The organism is Oricola sp. (genome assembly GCF_965230365.1).
Taxonomy (GTDB): Bacteria; Pseudomonadota; Alphaproteobacteria; order Rhizobiales; family Rhizobiaceae; genus Oricola.
Map to the genome: position 1 here is coordinate 454581 of NZ_OZ246003.1, position 16945 is coordinate 471525.

The window sequence follows — 16945 nt, forward strand, 5'->3', positions numbered from 1 at the left end:
AGACCCGGCTTGAACCGACGCCGGGTGCGCAAGCACCCCGGCACGAGAATAGACATTGTTAACAAAGGTGTTCCCCTGCCGCCCCCTACAAGAAAACGACCGCAAAGACTGTTTCGCGCGACGCCTTGATATCTCTGATTGTTGATTGCCTTTACGGCAAGCCCCACAATAAAAAACCTTAATGCAAAACTGAAGGTTGCGCCTATCGGTCGCGCTTTGCGGATGGATTTTTCAGTTTCCGTTGACGTTGCGCAATACTATCTCATGGCTGCGGCCAGCTACGGGCCTACACATCACCGGACTGCCAAGAAGCCAAAGGAGCGAAACATGAGCTTGCGTATCAATGATATCGTGCCGAACTTCACAGCCGAAACCACCGAAGGAACCATCGATTTCCACGATTGGATCGGCGACAGCTACGCGATCCTGTTCTCCCATCCGAAAGACTTCACACCTGTCTGCACGACAGAGTTTGGCGCCGTTGCGCGCCTCGACGACGAGTGGACCAAGCGCGGCACCAAGGTGATCGGGGTTTCGGTCGACGATGTACCGGACCATGTGAAGTGGAAAGGCGATATTGAAGCCTATGCCGGACTTCCGGCGAAGTTTCCAATCATCGCCGACAAGGATCTCAAGGTCTCCAAGCTGTTCGACATGCTGCCGGCCGAGGCCTACCTGCCGGACGGGCGGACCGCCAACGATACCGCTTCGGTGCGCTCGATCTTCATCATCGGGCCGGACAAGAAGCTGCGCCTTTCGATGACCTATCCGATGTCGATCGGCCGGAACTTCGCCGAGGTTTTGCGCGCGCTCGATGCGGTGCGCGCAACCGAAGGCGTGCCGATCGCCACGCCGGCCGACTGGCAGCCGGGCGACGATGTGATTGTCGCGCTGTCGCTCAATGACGATCAGGCACGGGACAAATTCGGCGAGTTCGACGCGGTGCTGCCCTATCTGCGCAAGATCAAACAGCCGAACGCCTGACGGCGTGATCCCGGGCCGGCGCGAATGCCGGCCCGTTCCTTGCCCGCGAGTTGCTATATGCGGGGGCTCTCGCGAATAAACGTACCGTTGCGCAGTTCGCTGAACGCCTGCACCAATTCCTCGCGGGTGTTCATGACGATCGGCCCGTGCCAGGCGACCGGTTCGCGGATCGGCGCGCCGGAGACCAGGAGAAACCTGACGCCTTGTTCGCCGGCCTGGACGACGACCTCGTCGCCCGTGTCGAACACGACAAGGGTCCGATTGCCGGACATGTCGCGCAGATGCAGTTCCTCACCCGCCACTTCCTTTTCGACCAGCACGCCGAATGGCTTCGACGCGTCGCGGAACGTGGCTGAACCGTCGAAGATGTAAGCAAACGCCGACCTGTAAGTGTCGACCTTGAAGATCTTGCGCTTGCCGGCGGGCACCGTGATGTCGAGATATTGCGGATCGGCGGCGACCCCATCGACAGGACCCTTGCGGCCCCAGAATTCCCCGACCACGACGCGCACCCGCGTGCCGTCATCGTCGACGACCTGCGGAATGTCGGCGGCGCCGATATCCTGATAGCGCGGCGTGGACATCTTCAGGTCCGACGGCAGGTTGGCCCAAAGCTGGAATCCATGCATGCGGCCGGAAGCATCGCCCTTCGGCATCTCCTGGTGCATGATGCCGGAACCGGCGGTCATCCATTGAACGCTGCCGGGCCCTAGTGTGCCGGCATTGCCCAGACTGTCGGCATGCTCGACGGAGCCCTCGAGCACATAAGTGATCGTCTCGATGCCGCGATGCGGGTGCCAGGGAAAGCCCTTCAGATAGTCTTCGGGCCGCTCATTGCGGAAATCGTCGAACAGGAGGAACGGATCGGCCAGCGACGGATCACCGAACCCGAAGACACGCTCCAGCTTGACACCGGCGCCCTCCATGAAGGTCTGGGTGCCCGAAAGTTGCTTCACGGGACGGATGGACATCAGATCAACTCCTTTGCTGCCCTGCAAGTAGGGCGGAGGACCCGGTGTTCACAACGCTGCCAGCCGATGACGGATTGTTCAACCGGCGGCGACAATTGGGGGAAGGGCGAATATGACGACCTGATCCCCGTGGTAGCTGGTCGCACATTGCCGTGCCATGCCCAGTTTTTCTGCCAGTTGGATCGACCGCTCGTTTGCGGTGTTGATCATGCATGTGATCTGCTTATCGGCATGGGCGCCGGCACACCAAGCAAACACGGTTTTCATCGCCTCTGTGGCATACCCCAAGCCCTGGACATCGGCCGCCAGCATCCAGCCGGCTTCAAGCGTGCCGAGAAGCGGCGGATCAATCTCGCGCATCCGCTCCTGCACCCCGCACTCGCCGATAATCCGGCCTGTCGATTTCTCGACCACCACCAAGTAGCCGAATCCGTACATCGCCCACATGCCGCGATGGCGGAGCATTCGGCTCCACGTTTCCTCGCGCGAGATTGGCTCACCGGTGATGAACCGCATGACATCGGGATCCCTGTGCAGGGCCCAGATCGCATCCAGATCTTCGACGCGGTGGCCGCGGAGCAGCAGGCGGTCCGTCGCAAGCTCGGGGATTGCAGTCACTCGGCGAGCCGCTCGGCGACCAGCGCGGCCAGCCTCTCGGCGACCTCGTCCTTCGACATTTCAGGCCATTCGGCCGCGCCATCGGGCGATAGCAGCACGATACGGTTGCGATCGCCACCCATCACACCTTCGCCACCAATGCCGCTGTCGGGCGACACATCGTTGGCGACGATGTAATCGGCCCCCTTGCGGGCCAATTTCGCACCGCCATGCTCAAGCAGTTTTTCTGTTTCGGCGGCGAATCCGATAACCAGCGCGGGCCGTCCTTTCGTTCGGTTGCCAACACCGGCCAAGATGTCCGGGTTCTCTGTCAGGGGAAGCGTTTCCGGGCCCTTGCCGCCTGCCTTCTTGAGCTTCTCGCCGGCCTCGGTCTGGGCCCGCCAGTCCGCGACCGCAGCGGCGAAAACCGCCGCGTCTGCGGGCAATAGCGCTTCGACGGCGTCACGCATCTCGCGCGCCGTCTGGACATGCGTAACTTCGACATCGGCGGGATCGCCGATCGTGACCGGCCCGCTGACAAGGTGAACCGCAGCACCCAGCCGGGCCAAGGCGGCCGCAACCGCATGCCCTTGTTTACCCGACGAACGATTTGCGATGTAACGCACCGGATCGATCGGCTCATGCGTCGGCCCGGATGTCACGACGATTCGCTTGCCGGCTAAGGGCATTGGGAGTGAATCCAGCAAATCACGCAATGCCGCAACAATCTCCAGCGGTTCGGCCATGCGCCCGGCGCCCGCCTCGCCGGCTTCAGCCATCTCGCCGCTGTTCGGTCCGACAAAAGCGACTCCGTCCATCTCCAATGTTTCCCGATTGCGCTGGGTCGCCGGATGCGACCACATGGCCGGGTTCATGGCCGGCGCCACGAGGATCGGCGCATCGGCGGCCAGCAACACGGCGGTAGCGAGATCGTTGGCGAGCCCGTTGGCCATCTTGGCCATCAGATCGGCGGTCGCCGGCGCGACGGCAATGCAATCTGCCTCACGGGCCAGCCGGATATGGCCGACATCATGTTCGTCCTCGCGGTCGAACAGGTCGCTGAACACCTTGTCGGCGGCAAGCGCGCCGACCGACAGCGGCGTGACAAACTCGGCGGCAGCTGCTGTCATGACCGGGCGAACCGATGCGCCGCGCTCGCGCAGGCGGCGGATCAGATCGAGGCTCTTATAGGCCGCGATGCCGCCTCCAATGATCAGGAGGACGCTTCTTCCCGCGAATGTCTGTTCAATCATCTGCCCAAGTCCCGGCGAACGCGACCATGCTAAGGTCTCCTGCCTTCGATTGGCTTAACATGGATGACGTGCGGTCCGAAACCGCGGCTCAAGTTACCTGCCAGGCGATCCAGAGCGCGGCAAGCGCGATGATCCACAGCGCGACCCGGCCTGAACGCGACTCGCGCGCTTCCGACTTGCCGATCTCGTCGACGGTCTCGGGCGCCAGCTTGAGGCCGCTTTCCGCCATCTCGCCGACCTCGTAGGTCAGCCGCTCGGTGCGTTCGGCGAGGTCGGGCAGGGTGCGCGCCAGCCGACCGAGCGATTCCAGCCCGTGGCGCGCATCGGTCAGCAGCGCGGCAGGCCCGAGATTGCGGGCGATCCAGTCGCCGACAACCGGCTCGGCGGCTTTCCACATGTTGAAACGCGGATTGAGCGCACGCGCATTGCCCTCGACCACCACCATGGTCTTTTGCAGCAGCAGAAGTTCGGGCCTCGTCTGCATGTCGAATATGTCGGTGACCTCGAACAGCAGGGTCAGCAGATTGGCCATCGAGATCGTTTCGGCGGGCTGGCCGTGGATCGGTTCGCCGATGGCGCGGATCGCCTGTGCGAAAGCCTCGACAGAATGGTGTTCGGGCACATAACCGGCATCGAAATGCACCTGGGCCACCCGGTGGAAGTCGCGCTTGATGAAACCGTAGAGGATTTCGGCGAGGAAGCGGCGCTCCTTCAGGCCGATACGGCCGGCGATACCGAGATCGACGGCGACGATATCGCCATTGTCGACCACGAAGAGGTTGCCGGGATGCATGTCGGCGTGAAAGAAGCCATCGCGCATGGCGTGGCGCAGGAAATGCTGGACGACCGAGTCAGCGAGCCTGTCGAGGTCGTGACCGGCGGCGCGCAATCCCTGGATATCGTTCATCTTGATGCCGTCGATCCACTCCATCGTCAGCACGTCACGCCCGGTCCGTTCCCAATCGACCTCGGGCACGCGAAACCCCGGATCGTCGGCGGTGTTCTCGCGCATCTCGGCCAAGGCGGCTGCCTCCAGCCGCAAGTCCATCTCGATCTGCGTCGACTGTTTCAGGGTTTCGGCGACCGCCACCGGGCGAAGCCGCCGCGTCTCGGGAAACCGCTCCTCCTGGATGCGTGCGAACAGGAAAAACGTCTCCAGATCGCGACTGAACCGGCGACGCACGCCCGGTCGGATCACCTTGACGGCCATCTTGCGTGTTCCGCCATCGGTGCCGGTCACCGTCGCCGGATGCACCTGGGCAATCGAGGCCGCGGCGATCGGTTCGCCGAATGTTGCATACAGTTCGGAGAGTTTCTTGCCCAAAGAACTCTCGACCCGCGCCACCGCATCGGCGTTCGGAAAGCTTTCCATGCGGTCCTGAAGATGGGCGAGATCGGCGGCAAGATCGAAACCGATGACATCGGGCCGGGTGGCGAGAAACTGGCCGAGCTTGGCATAGGACGGGCCAAGCCGGGCAATCGCCCGTGTCATCCGCTCGGCATTGTCGAGGCCGCGGCTGCGGCGTCGCGCCAGCATTCCGGCGAAGCGGTGGGCGAACGCGGCCGGCCCGACCAGGCCCTGCGCCGGCAGCCCGGCGATCACGCCTTCACGGGCAAGCACCCAGCCAGCCCGGATCAGCCGGATAGTGGCGAAAACTCCGTTCATGCGGTCAGATCTTCCACCCGGAATGCAGGGCGACGATCCCGCCGGAGTAGTTGGTGAATGCAACCCTGCCGAAACCGGCGGTCCGGATCATGGAAACGAAATTCTGCTGGTTCGGGAACTTGCGGATCGACTCGACAAGATAGCGATAGGGCTCGCCGTCGCCGGTGACCATCTCGCCAATGCGCGGTATGGCGTTGAAGGACCAGGTTTCATAGACCCGCTCGAGCGCCGGGAGGTCGACTTCGGAGAACTCCAGGCAAAGGAACCGACCGCCCCGCCGCAACACCCGGTAGGCCTCGTACAGCGCCTTCTGAATATCGGGCACGTTGCGGATGCCAAAGGCGATCGTGTAGCTGTCGAAACCGGCGTCGTCGAACGGCAGGTCTTCGGCATTTGCTTCCACGAAGGACAGATTGTCGGCCAGCCCGCGTGTCGCAGCCCGCTCACGGCCGACTTCAAGCATTGAACCGTTGATGTCGAGCACGGTGACATCCGCATTGCCGCGCGAGGCTTCTACGATGCGGAATGCGATATCGCCCGTGCCACCGGCGACATCGAGCGACCGGAACGGCGCGCTACGCGACGGATTGAGCGCGGTCACCATCGCGTCCTTCCAGACGCGGTGCATGCCGCCCGACATCAGATCGTTCATGACATCGTAGCGCCGCGCGACAGCGTGGAACACATCGTCGACACGCGCCTGTTTCTCGCCTTCGCCGACATCATGATAGCCGAAGGACGTCTTCATCGCGCCGCCGGCAGTGGTTCTGGATTGCGACATGGCCCTGTTCCATTACCCGGCCGAAGCCGGTGTTTGATCGAAACTAGCCTATGCCGGACAACGGGGCCATTGCGCAAGGCGCGCCATCATGTCACGGATCAACGCGAGCACGAGAAGGGATCAGGCGATCATGGTCATAAAGGCGGAAATCCACTGCCATATCGAAGGTGCGGCCAGCCCCGCGCTGGTCGAAAAACAGGCTCAAAAATACGGAGCCGATGTTTCCGCCATCATCCGCGACGGCTCTTATGTGTGGTCGGACTTTACGACCTTTCTCCATGCCTACGACGTGGCGTCGATGTTGTTTCGCACCGAGGAAGACTATGCGCAGCTGGCCGAGACCTATCTGAGCGAGACTGCCGACCAGGGCGCGATCTATTCCGAGTTCTTCATCTCGACAGACCATGCAAAGACGGCTAGCTTGTCGCCGGCGGCCTATATTGAAGGGCTGGCCGAAGGCATGCGGCGAGCGAGGCAAAAGTCCGGCATCGAGGCGCGCATGATCGCCACCGGCCTGCGCCACAAGGGCCCGGAGGCGGTCGAGGAGGCGGCGCGCTACATCGTCGCCAATCCGCACCCGCTGGTGACCGGCTTCGGCATGGCGGGCGACGAACGGATGCACCATCCGCGCGATTTTGCCCGTGCCTTCGACATCGCGCGCGACGCCGGGCTGCGCATTACCGTGCATGCCGGCGAACTCGTCGGCGCGCAGAGCGTGCGCGATGCGCTCGATCATCTGCGCCCGGAACGCGTCGGCCATGGCGTGCGCGCCATCGAGGACGGCGACCTGGTGCGCCGGCTTGCCGATGAAGGGGTCGTGCTGGAAGTCTGCCCCGGCTCGAACATCGCGCTTTCGGTTTTTCCTTCCTTTGCCGATCATCCGTTTCCGAAGCTGCGCGAAGCCGGCTGCAAGGTCACGCTGTCGTCTGACGATCCGCCTTTCTTCCACACCTCGCTGGAACGCGAATACGAGATCGCCGCCACGTATTTCGGCATGGACGAAGCGGCGCTCATGCAAACCACACGCACGGCGATCGAGGCGGCCTTCGTCGATGCCGAAACCCAGGCGGCGTTGCTTGCAAAACTGACTTGAATAGCTGCGGTGGATACGCCGGCGCGGGGCTTCCGCACCCCCAATCTGGCCGGTAATGTGCCGCCATCCTGACCCGAGAGGCATACCATGAAAAGCGTCACCGTCGTCGATCATCCGCTGGTGCAGCACAAGCTCACCTTCATGCGCAAGAAGGAAACCTCGACCGCGGGCTTCCGGCGGCTGCTGCGCGAAATCTCGCTGCTGCTGTGCTACGAGGTGACCCGCGAAATGCCGCTCACCGCCGAACGGATCGAGACACCGCTCGCCGAGATGGATTCGCCGGTTCTGGAAGGCAAGAAGCTGGTTTTCGCCTCGGTGCTGCGCGCCGGCAACGGGCTTCTGGAGGGCATGCTCGATCTGGTACCGTCGGCCCGCGTCGCCCATGTCGGCCTGTACCGCGACCACGAGACGCTGGAACCGGTCGAATACTACTTCAAGGCGCCCGACGACCTGTCCGATCGGCTGACCATTGTGGTCGACCCGATGCTCGCGACGGCCAACTCGGCTATCGCCGCCGTTCACAAGCTGAAGGAGCGCGGTGCCAAGGACTTGCGGTTCGTCTGCCTGCTCGCGGCGCCTGAGGGTGTGGAGAAATTCGGCAAAGCGCATCCCGACGTGCCGATCGTCACTGCGGCGATCGATGAGCGGCTCAACGAAAAGGGCTATATCGTGCCCGGTCTAGGCGATGCCGGCGACCGCATGTACGGTACGAAGTAGCGCAAGGACCCGCGGCCGCACGCCGGACGTCGCAACGTCGTCCCAGAGGCGAGACCGGTCAAATTCTCCGTAAACTGCTTGATTGCGGTTAACCTTGCCGGTGGATAGTTGGTTCCGATTAATCCGCTGGCGAGCAGAGTTGGCGACAATGGCGGCGAACGGAGACCGCCGATGCTGCGCTATCTGATCATGGTCGTGACAATCTCGGTATCCGCGCTCGGCGCGGTGCGGTTCATGCACGACAATCCCGACACGCTGGACACTGTGGCCGTGATCGCCAAGGACCGGATCGAGGCAGAAAAGGCCAAACGCGGGGTGCAATCCATCCAGGCAAGCAAGGCGACGCTTTCCGGAACCGAGCGCCTGCGCGCCGACCGGCGCGGCCACTATGTCGCGGAGTTCAAACTCAACCGGCATCGGGTCAAAGCCGTGGTCGATACGGGCGCGACGCTGATCGCACTCAACCGCTCGGAAGCGCGGCGAGCCGGGGTGCACGTCGCCCACAAGGATTTCATCTATCCGGTCAGTACCGCAAACGGCACGACGCGGGCGGCCCGCGTGATTGTCGACGAAGTGCGGATCGGGTCGATCCGCGTGCGCAATGTCGAGGCGATGATCCTGGAAGACGACGCACTCGACATCGTGTTAATCGGCATGAGTTTCCTCAACCGGCTCAGGAACTTCGAATTCTCGAACGGAGTGCTGGAGATGAAACTCTAGAGCGTATGCCGGCTAGCGCACGGCGACTTCGTCGGCGATGCGTATGAGCGTGCGGGCCCAAGCTCTGGGTGCATCGAGCGGCACGTTGTGGCCGGTGTCCTGAATGATCGTCAGGCTCTTGTCTGGCGCTTTCAGCGCCTCGACATACTCCTCGACCAGCGCGACCGGGGTTTGCCAGTCTTCGGCCCCCGAAATGAAATGGACCGGAATGTCCGCTTCCGGAAAATCTTCTAACAGGTTGTAGTCCAATGACTGCGGCAGCACGAAACCCTGCGATGTGACAATCCCGCGCATGTAGTTTCGTATCTCGGCCTCCCGGTAGTAGGGGCTCCTTCCTTCCAGCGCATAATCGAGATAGCCCTGCCACCGCCCCTCGGTATGGAACTCACCACCGCCGAACACTTCCACCAAACGGTTCTTCAGCCCGACATCGGCAGCCTGCGCCGGATCGAACGGTTCGATCTCGGCAATGGCCTGCATCGCTTCTGCATTGTTGCGCGCCGCAGCCTCCGCCCGAACCCATTCGAAACCCATCATCTGGCTGCGATTCCAGTCAACGCGCTCGCTGACCGCGATAAAGGCGCGAAACGGTGAACTGTCGCGCTTCAGCGTCAGAAAACCGAGCGCGCTGCCCCAGGACACGCCGGTCAGGAATATCTTTTCCTGACTGAAGCGCCGCGTAAGCAAGCCAGCAAGTTCGAGCGTGTCGTCAACGAATACGTCGATCGCAAAATCCTCGGCAGTCAGCGCCGAGGAGAAGGATTTTCCGGCACCGCGCTGATCCCAATGCACGACAACGAAGTGCTCTTCCAGTTCGTCGGGCTGAAACATGTCGACCCAAGGCATCATGGAATACCCCGGACCGCCGTGCAGGACCAGCAACACCGGTTTGGTGCGGTCGCGACCACGAATAAGGATCCACTGTCCGACGCCGCCAAGATTGACCTTCTGCAGGCTGACGATGCTGCCGGGTACCGGATTTCCATCTTCGCCGAGGATCAGCGGCAACGTATCGGTAGCCTGGGCTACTGATGGTGTTTTGCCGGCAAACAAAAACGCAGTCAGAAGAAAGAGCGCTGCTGCGGCAGAACCAGTCCTGCGCATGCTTGCCCCCGGGGTGTCGCGCTTCTGCTCGGTTATGCTCTCAGTTTAAAGCCGCGGCGGCTGCGTTTCAACACGGCAGGAGATACCTATCGACCTGATGGCGCGGCCAGCCGCTCAGCCGGTGATCCGGTCGGCGACCGAGGGAGCTGGTTCGGGCGCTTCGTCACCAATCGCATAGGCGACCATGATCCTCTCCCGAGCGGCCTCGAACTCGGCTTCGTTGCGCGCATGCACCATGCACAAAGGATCGCCCTTCTCGACGCGCGTGCCAGCAGGCAACAAGCCGGTTATTCCGACAGCGTGATCGATCTCGTCGCTACGCGTGCGGCGTCCGCCGCCAAGCTCAACCACGGCGACGCCGACCGAGCGCGTCTCGACGGAGCCGACATGGCCTGACCGCGACGCGAGCACCGGGTTCACCAGCGGCGCCTTGGCGAGGTAGCGGTCATAACCCGACACGAAATCGGACGGGCCGCCCAGCGCATGTACCATGCGATCGAAGATCTCGACGGCGCGGCCATCTTCCAGTGCCGCGCGGCTCTTTGCGGCGGCGTTCGCCGGATCGCTTTCGACACCCGATACGACAAGCATTTCCGCCGCTAGCGCGAGGGTGACTGCTTCAAGTCGGGGATCGCGGTGCGCGCCGGTCAGGAATTCGACCGCATTGCGCACTTCGACTGCGTTGCCTGCCGCAGATGCCAGCGGCTGATCCATGTCGGTCAGGAGCGCGGTGGTCTTCGTGCCGGCACCATTGGCGACCCGCACCAGCGTTGTGGCCAGATCCTTCGCATCTTCGTAGGCGGCCATGAACGCACCCGAGCCGAACTTGACGTCGAGCACCAATGAACCGAGGCCCGCGGCCAGCTTCTTCGACAGGATGGACGCGGTGATCAGCGGTATGCTTTCCACCGTCGCGGTAACATCGCGCACTCCGTAGAAACGCTTGTCGGCGGGAGCAAGATCGCGGGTCTGGCCAATAATCGCGCAGCCGACCTCGTCAACAACCTTGCGGAAGAGCTGGTTGCCGGGCTGCGACATGTAGCCGGGTATCGAATCCATCTTGTCTAGCGTGCCGCCGGTATGGCCGAGGCCGCGACCGGAAATCATCGGTACGCCAGCACCGCAGGCCGCAACAATCGGCGCAAGCATCAGCGAGACATTGTCGCCAACACCGCCGGTGGAATGTTTGTCGACTATCGGCTTTTCGATGCCCTGCCACTCGAGCACGGCTCCGCTGTCACGCATGGCGAGCGTCAGCGCCACCGTCTCGCGCGACGACAGGCTGTTGAAGAACACCGCCATCGCAAAGGCGGAGATCTGCGCGTCGGTAACGCTCTCGTCGGTGATGCCGGTAACGAATTCGGCAATTTCCTCAGCGGCGAGTTCCGCATCGTCGCGCTTCTTGCGAATGAATTCCTGGGCGAGCATGGGACCTCCGTCAGACGCCGAAGGGCGTCCAGATCGTCTTTATGCGGGTTGCGCGAAACAGGAACTCCTCGCCCTCGCCCTGCACCGGATCGGACCAGTCGCGCGCCTTGCCACCGTCCGTCCACACCGCCTTCAGATTTCCCGCCGATTCGCGCTCGGCGGCGGCGGCACCATCCGCGGTCCCGAAATACCAGAGTGCGGCTATATCGTCGTGCTTGGCCATTGTGTCAGCCAGCGTGTCGCGGTCACCGGTGACGATGTTGACCACACCGCCTGGCACATCGGACGTGTCGAGCACCTGATAGAGATCACAAGCAGCGAGCGGCTTGACCGGGGACGGCGTGACAACGACGCGATTGCCAAGCGCGATTGCCGGCATGACAAGTGACACGAAGGCGAGCAGCGGCGCCTCATCAGGACAGGAAATGCCCATGACATCCCAAGGTTCGTTCAGGGCAAGCGACAACATACGCGCGGCGGGCGCGCGGACCGCGCCATCATATTTGTCAGCCCACGCCGCATAAAACATGATGCGGCGAACCGAGGCCGCGACCTCGGTACGGGCGGCGGCGGCCGACGCACCAGCCTCGGCGAGGCGGGCGGCAATTTCGTCGGCACGCAGCTCAAGGTTCTCGGCAAGGAAATAAAGCACCTGGGCGCGGGCGTGGCCGCTCATGCCGCTCCAGCCGGACGCCTTGTGCGCGGCCTCGACTGCGTTGCGAATGTCCTTGCGGTTGCCAAGGCCCACTTCGGCCAGGTGTTTTCCGCTCTTGCCGGCGACCGGATAGGAGTAGCCGGAATCGGGGCGCGCCTGCTTGCCGCCGATATACATCTTGACCGTCCGGTCGATACCGACGGGCGCGCTGCCCGGCACGGGCAGGGGAGCGGCGATGGGGACGGCGGCGGGCAGCGGCTTTGCCTTGGCGCGCCAGACCGGCGCAAGATATTCGAGCATGCCCTCGCGGCCGCCCTCGCGACCATAGCCGCTTTCCTTGTAGCCGCCGAAACCGGCCATCGCGTCGAACAGGTTTGTGGCGTTGATCCACACCACGCCGGACTTGACCTTGCGGGCCGTGTCGAAAGCCTCGTCGAGGTTCTGCGACCAGATCGAGGCAGCAAGCCCGTAGCGCGAATTGTTGGCGATCTCCACCGCCTCGCCGGGGGTGCGGAAGGTCATCGAGGCGAGCACCGGCCCGAACACCTCTTCCTGTGCCAGGGTGGAAGCGGGCGAAACATGTGTGAACAGGGTTGGCGGGAAGAAACAACCATCGCCGGTCGAGAAGCTCTCCGCCCAGCTCGGCTGCCACATTCGGCCGCCTTCCTCGACGCCGGCACGGACCTTGGCTGAAATCTGCTCGATCTGCACCGGGGCAACAACCGCGCCCATGTCCATCGCCTTGTCGAGCGGATCGCCGACGCGCAGCTTTTCCATGCGGGCGCGCAGCCGGTCATGGAAACGATCGGCGATGCCTTCCTGCACGATGGCGCGCGAACCGGCGCAGCATACTTCGCCCTGGTTGAACCAGATTGCGTCGACGACGCCTTCGACAGCAGCGTCGAGATCGGCGTTGTCGAAGACGATGAACGGCGATTTGCCGCCAAGTTCCAGCGACAGTTTCTTGCCCGAGCCTGCAGTCTGGCGGCGCAATACCCGGCCGACCTCAGTCGAGCCGGTAAAGGCGAGCTTGGCGATGCCGTCATGGGCGGCCAGCGCAGCGCCGGTCGACCCGTCACCATTGACGAGATTGAAGACACCCGCCGGCAGCCCGGCCTCGGCGCAAATCTCGGCAAAGGCGATCGCGGTCAGCGGCGTGTGTTCGGCGGATTTGAGGACGACGGTGCAGCCGGCGGCGAGCGCCGGCGCCACCTTCCAGGCGAGCATCAGCAGCGGAAAATTCCACGGAATGATCTGGCCGCAGACACCGGCCGCCTCATAACCGGGAAAGGCGCTGTCGCGCAGTTCGGCCCAGCCGGCGTGATGGTAAAAGTGGCGCACGACGAGCGGGATATCGATGTCGCGGGTCTCGCGGATCGTCTTGCCATTGTCGAGCGTTTCAAGGACGGCGAGAAAGCGGGCATGTTTCTGGACATGCCGGGCGATCGCATAGAGATGACGCGCCCGCTCATTGCAGGACAGTGCCTGCCATTTCTTCATGGCCGTTGTCGCTGCAGCCACCGCGGCGTCGACATCGCCTTGCGACCCCAGCGCCACATCCGCGAGCGTCTCGCCATTGGCGGGATTGTGAACGGCGAAAGTTGATTTGCCGGGCTTGGTGAAAGCGCCGGCGATGAAGTGGCCGATGCCGCCCTTGCGGGCCTCCAGCCAGGCGCGAACGTCGCCGTCGCCTTCCGGCGCGGGGCCGTAATCCATGGTGGCGAGAATGTCCCTGACCTCGTTCATCGCGGGTGCCTCAAGAAATGCCGTGCCGATCCGCCGAAGAGTAGCGGCCGGTCACGTGGTGTTCGAGCTGGCGCTCGATATCGCCAAGCAGGGAGCTGGCGCCAAAACGGAACAGGTCCGGCTTGAGCCAGTCATTGCCCAGTTCCTCCTTCATCAGGATCAGCCATGCGATGGCGTCCTTGGCGGTGCGGATACCGCCTGCCGGCTTGAAGCCGCAGACGTGACCGGTGGCTTCCAGATAGTCGCGCACCGAGCGAACCATGACGAGGCTGACCGGCAATGTGGCATTGACTGCTTCCATACCGGTCGATGTTTTGACGAAATCCGCACCCGCCATCATCGACACCATCGACGCCTTGTAGACGTTCGACAGCGTCTTCAGCTCGCCCGTCGACAGGATCGCCTTCATATGCGCATCGCCACAGGCTTCGCGCATGGCGCGCACTTCGTCGTAAAGCGCGGTCCAGTCGCCAGTCAGTACGTGGCGGCGGGAAATGACAATGTCGATCTCATGCGCGCCCTCGCCGACTGCATAGCGAATCTCGGCCAGCCGCTCGCGAAACGGCGTCAGCCCGGCCGGAAATCCGGTGGCGACAGAGGCAACCGGAACGCCAGACCCTTCGAGCGCGCGCACCGCAGGAGCGACCATCTCCGGATAGACGCAGACAGCGCCGGTGGTCAGACGGTAACCCTCCAGTCCGAGCGCGCGGACGAGGTCGGAACGCAGTGGATTGCGCGCCTTGGCGCAAAGCCGCTCGACGCGACCGGACGTGTCGTCGCCGGCGAGCGTCGTGAGGTCGATGCACTCGATAGCGCGCACCAGCCAGGCAGCCTGCCAGGCCTTTTTGACCGTGCGCCGTGTTGTGAGCGTCGCGATGCGGCGCTCGGCGGCCGATAGGTTGACCGACATGTTCTCAAACAGCGCCGGCGTATAGCCGATGCCCGGATTGCGCTCGTGCGCGCTACCCAGCGAAACGAGTTGCGATCCCGTCCCGGTCTTTTCCTGTTGCGCAATCGCCGAATTCATCCCAGTTCTCCGACAGCCCGGGTCAGAATCGCCTGCAACTTCTGACCGCCAATTGGCGCCATGTCCTTGGTCTCGGCGTGTGATAGCTCACCGCCCGTCATCCCGGCACCGTAGTTGGTGATCACCGAACACGCGGCAACTGAAAGCCCCATGAAACGGGCGAGGATAACCTCCGGCACCGTGGACATGCCGACAGCGTCGGCGCCCATGGTGCGCGCCATGCGTATTTCGGCGGGCGTTTCGAAAGACGGCCCGGAAAACCACATGTAAACACCGCGCCCGATCTCGATGCCCTCGGCAGCCGCAGCGCCGCTGATCGCAGCGCAGATATCGGCGTCATAGGCGCTGGTCATGCCAACGAAGCGCGCGTCACTCTCCTCGCCGATCAGCGGGTTGGTGCCCGAAAAGTTGATATGATCCTCGATCAGCATCACTGAACCCGGGGGCAAGTCCTCGCGCAACGACCCGGCGGCGTTGGTGAGTATCAGCTTTTCGATACCGAGACCCGTGAGGATCTCAAGAACCGGGCGCATAGCCGCGGCATCGCCCTTCTCATAATAGTGGATGCGGCCCGACAGCAAAAGTACGGCCTTGCCGCCTATGGTGCCCGCGACGATCTCGCCGGCATGGCCACTGACACCGCTTTGCGGAAAACCCGGGAGCCTGGAATAGGGGATGTGAACGGCTTTCTCGACGGCCGCGACCAGGCCGCCCAAACCGGAACCGAGAACCAGCGCGATGCGCGGGGTCAGACCGGCTAGCGCCTCGACAATGATATCGCTGGCCGTCTTCATCGGGTCAGCACCTCCGTCGCAAACCCAAGCGGCAGAAGCTCGGCCACGGTGATCGTCCGCGTTATGCTGTTGGCGTCAGTCAGATGGACGCGCGCATCCGGCGGCGCGAATTCAGCGAGGCGCTGTCGGCAGCCACCACAAGGCGTACATTCATCAAGCTTCTCGGCGGTGACGCAGATATCCGTGATGCGCCCGCCTCCGGCCATGACGTAGTGCGAAAGCGCTGTCGTTTCGGCGCACCAGCCTTCCGGGAAGCTCATCACCTCGATATTGGCGCCGGCGAAAATTCGGCCGTCCTCGGTCAGGATTGCCGCGCCAACCGGGAACTTCGAGTACGGCGAATGGGCGCGCGTCATCGCGGTGCGGGCAGCATCGAACAGTGCATCAAGATCGGCCATGTCACCGGACCTTTATCACGTCAGTGCACGCCATGTCAGCGCTCTTTAACGTATGGCACACCGCCCGCTTTCGGTGGGATCGCCCGGCCGATGAAGCCAGCCAGGAGAATGACCGTCAGTACGTAAGGCAGCGCCTGCATAAACTGTGGCGGGATCTCGCCGACCGCGGGAATCCGGATACCGGCGTAGCGGATCGCGACTGCATCCAGGAAACCGAACAGCAGGCAGGCCATCATCGCTCCGACCGGACGCCACTTTGCGAAGATCAGGGCCGCGAGCGCAATGAAGCCTTTGCCGGCGGTCATGTCCTTCACGAAGCCGGCATTCTGGGCAACCGAAAGGTAAGCGCCCGCGAAACCGCACAGGATACCGCAGCAGATCACTGCTCGGTAACGCAGCCAGGTCACCGAGATGCCTGCGGTGTCGACAGCGGCAGGATTTTCACCGACTGCGCGCAGGCGAAGGCCAAAGCGCGTGCGGAACAAGGCCCACCAGGTCAAGGGAACCGCCAGGAACCCCAGATAGACCAGAATGGAATGGCCCGAGATCAACTCCGAATAGATGAGGCCGATGACCGGCACATCGCTGAGCGTTTCGGCGAATGGCAAATTGATGCCGGTAAAGCGGCTGCCTTCGGCGGCCAGTGCCGGCGTGCGCCCGCCCTGGCTGAACCAGGCCTGCCCGAGAATGATTGTCGATCCGGCGGCGATGAAGTTGATCGCCACGCCGGAGATGATCTGGTTGCCGCGATGGGTAATCGACGCGAAGCCATGCACCAGCGCAAAGAAGACCGAGACGGAGACCGCGGCGAACAGCCCGATCCAGGCCGAGCCGGCAACGGCTGCGGCGGCGCCACCGGCAAAGGCGGCGGCCAGCATCTTGCCCTCAAGGCCTATGTCGAAAACGCCCGAACGCTCCGAGAACAAGCCGGCCAGGCAGGCGAAAAGCAGCGGGATCGACAGGCGGACGGTGGAATCCAGGATCAGGATTAGTGTCGTGAACGAATCCATC

At 63.1% G+C, this 16945-nt stretch carries 16 protein-coding genes; 4 read left to right on the forward strand and 12 right to left on the reverse strand.

Annotated elements, in window-relative coordinates; translation table 11 throughout:
• Nucleotides 1–327 precede the first annotated feature (327 nt).
• On the forward strand, nucleotides 328–984 hold the full coding sequence (locus ACO06R_RS02150) for a peroxiredoxin (RefSeq protein ID WP_421855547.1): 657 nt from the start codon (nucleotides 328–330) through the stop codon (nucleotides 982–984).
• A 53-nt stretch (nucleotides 985–1037) separates the two neighbouring features.
• On the opposite strand, the gene ACO06R_RS02155 is transcribed toward ACO06R_RS02150, so the two are convergent.
• The 5 genes from ACO06R_RS02155 to ubiE all read right to left on the reverse strand — a co-directional run bounded on the left by ACO06R_RS02155 (nucleotide 1038) and on the right by ubiE (nucleotide 6252).
• Nucleotides 1038–1955, reverse strand: a complete 918-nt coding sequence (locus ACO06R_RS02155; protein WP_421855550.1) for a pirin family protein — start codon at nucleotides 1953–1955, stop codon at nucleotides 1038–1040.
• Nucleotides 1956–2033: 78 nt separating this feature from the next.
• Entirely contained in the window at nucleotides 2034–2573 is a 540-nt protein-coding gene (locus tag ACO06R_RS02160) for a GNAT family N-acetyltransferase (RefSeq protein WP_421855553.1), read from the reverse strand.
• Nucleotides 2570–3805, reverse strand: coding sequence for a bifunctional phosphopantothenoylcysteine decarboxylase/phosphopantothenate--cysteine ligase CoaBC (coaBC, locus tag ACO06R_RS02165; protein ID WP_421855556.1), 1236 nt, complete (start codon nucleotides 3803–3805; stop codon nucleotides 2570–2572). Before coaBC ends, ACO06R_RS02160 begins: the two co-directional genes overlap by 4 nt.
• 88 nt (nucleotides 3806–3893) lie before the next feature.
• Nucleotides 3894–5471 (reverse strand): 2-polyprenylphenol 6-hydroxylase, encoded by a 1578-nt coding sequence (ubiB, locus tag ACO06R_RS02170; RefSeq protein WP_421855559.1) that lies wholly within the window; start codon nucleotides 5469–5471, stop codon nucleotides 3894–3896.
• 4 nt (nucleotides 5472–5475) lie between these two features.
• Nucleotides 5476–6252 carry a bifunctional demethylmenaquinone methyltransferase/2-methoxy-6-polyprenyl-1,4-benzoquinol methylase UbiE gene (gene ubiE, locus ACO06R_RS02175; RefSeq protein ID WP_421855562.1) on the reverse strand — a complete coding sequence of 259 codons (777 nt, stop codon included), beginning with the start codon at nucleotides 6250–6252 and terminating at the stop codon, nucleotides 5476–5478.
• A gap of 130 nt (nucleotides 6253–6382) precedes the next feature.
• On the opposite strand from ubiE, the gene ACO06R_RS02180 reads away from it, so the two are divergent.
• The 3 genes from ACO06R_RS02180 to ACO06R_RS02190 all read left to right on the forward strand — a co-directional run bounded on the left by ACO06R_RS02180 (nucleotide 6383) and on the right by ACO06R_RS02190 (nucleotide 8782).
• On the forward strand, nucleotides 6383–7345 hold the full coding sequence (locus tag ACO06R_RS02180; protein WP_421859164.1) for an adenosine deaminase: 963 nt from the start codon (nucleotides 6383–6385) through the stop codon (nucleotides 7343–7345).
• 87 nt (nucleotides 7346–7432) lie between these two features.
• Entirely contained in the window at nucleotides 7433–8062 is a 630-nt protein-coding gene (upp, locus tag ACO06R_RS02185) for a uracil phosphoribosyltransferase (protein WP_421855565.1), read from the forward strand.
• Between the two features lie 171 nt (nucleotides 8063–8233).
• A complete protein-coding gene (locus tag ACO06R_RS02190; protein WP_421855568.1) occupies nucleotides 8234–8782 on the forward strand; it encodes a retropepsin-like aspartic protease family protein in 549 nt (182 codons plus the stop codon).
• Between the two features lie 12 nt (nucleotides 8783–8794).
• On the opposite strand, the gene ACO06R_RS02195 is transcribed toward ACO06R_RS02190, so the two are convergent.
• The 7 genes from ACO06R_RS02195 to ACO06R_RS02225 all read right to left on the reverse strand — a co-directional run bounded on the left by ACO06R_RS02195 (nucleotide 8795) and on the right by ACO06R_RS02225 (nucleotide 16944).
• Nucleotides 8795–9886, reverse strand: coding sequence for an alpha/beta fold hydrolase (locus ACO06R_RS02195; RefSeq protein WP_421855571.1), 1092 nt, complete (start codon nucleotides 9884–9886; stop codon nucleotides 8795–8797).
• Nucleotides 9887–10000: 114 nt separating this feature from the next.
• A complete protein-coding gene (deoA, locus tag ACO06R_RS02200; RefSeq protein ID WP_421855574.1) occupies nucleotides 10001–11314 on the reverse strand; it encodes a thymidine phosphorylase in 1314 nt (437 codons plus the stop codon).
• Between the two features lie 10 nt (nucleotides 11315–11324).
• Nucleotides 11325–13715: an aldehyde dehydrogenase family protein gene (locus ACO06R_RS02205; RefSeq protein ID WP_421855577.1), complete on the reverse strand. Its 2391-nt coding sequence runs from the start codon at nucleotides 13713–13715 to the stop codon at nucleotides 11325–11327.
• Between the two features lie 10 nt (nucleotides 13716–13725).
• The gene (gene deoC, locus ACO06R_RS02210) at nucleotides 13726–14625 is read right to left on the reverse strand and encodes a deoxyribose-phosphate aldolase (protein ID WP_421859167.1); all 900 of its coding nucleotides are present in this window, start codon (nucleotides 14623–14625) and stop codon (nucleotides 13726–13728) included.
• Between the two features lie 113 nt (nucleotides 14626–14738).
• Nucleotides 14739–15536, reverse strand: a complete 798-nt coding sequence (locus ACO06R_RS02215; RefSeq protein ID WP_421855579.1) for a purine-nucleoside phosphorylase — start codon at nucleotides 15534–15536, stop codon at nucleotides 14739–14741.
• Nucleotides 15533–15934 (reverse strand): cytidine deaminase, encoded by a 402-nt coding sequence (cdd, locus tag ACO06R_RS02220; RefSeq protein WP_421855582.1) that lies wholly within the window; start codon nucleotides 15932–15934, stop codon nucleotides 15533–15535. Before cdd ends, ACO06R_RS02215 begins: the two co-directional genes overlap by 4 nt.
• A gap of 35 nt (nucleotides 15935–15969) precedes the next feature.
• A complete protein-coding gene (locus ACO06R_RS02225) occupies nucleotides 15970–16944 on the reverse strand; it encodes an ABC transporter permease (RefSeq protein ID WP_421855585.1) in 975 nt (324 codons plus the stop codon).
• Nucleotide 16945: the final 1 nt, after the last annotated feature.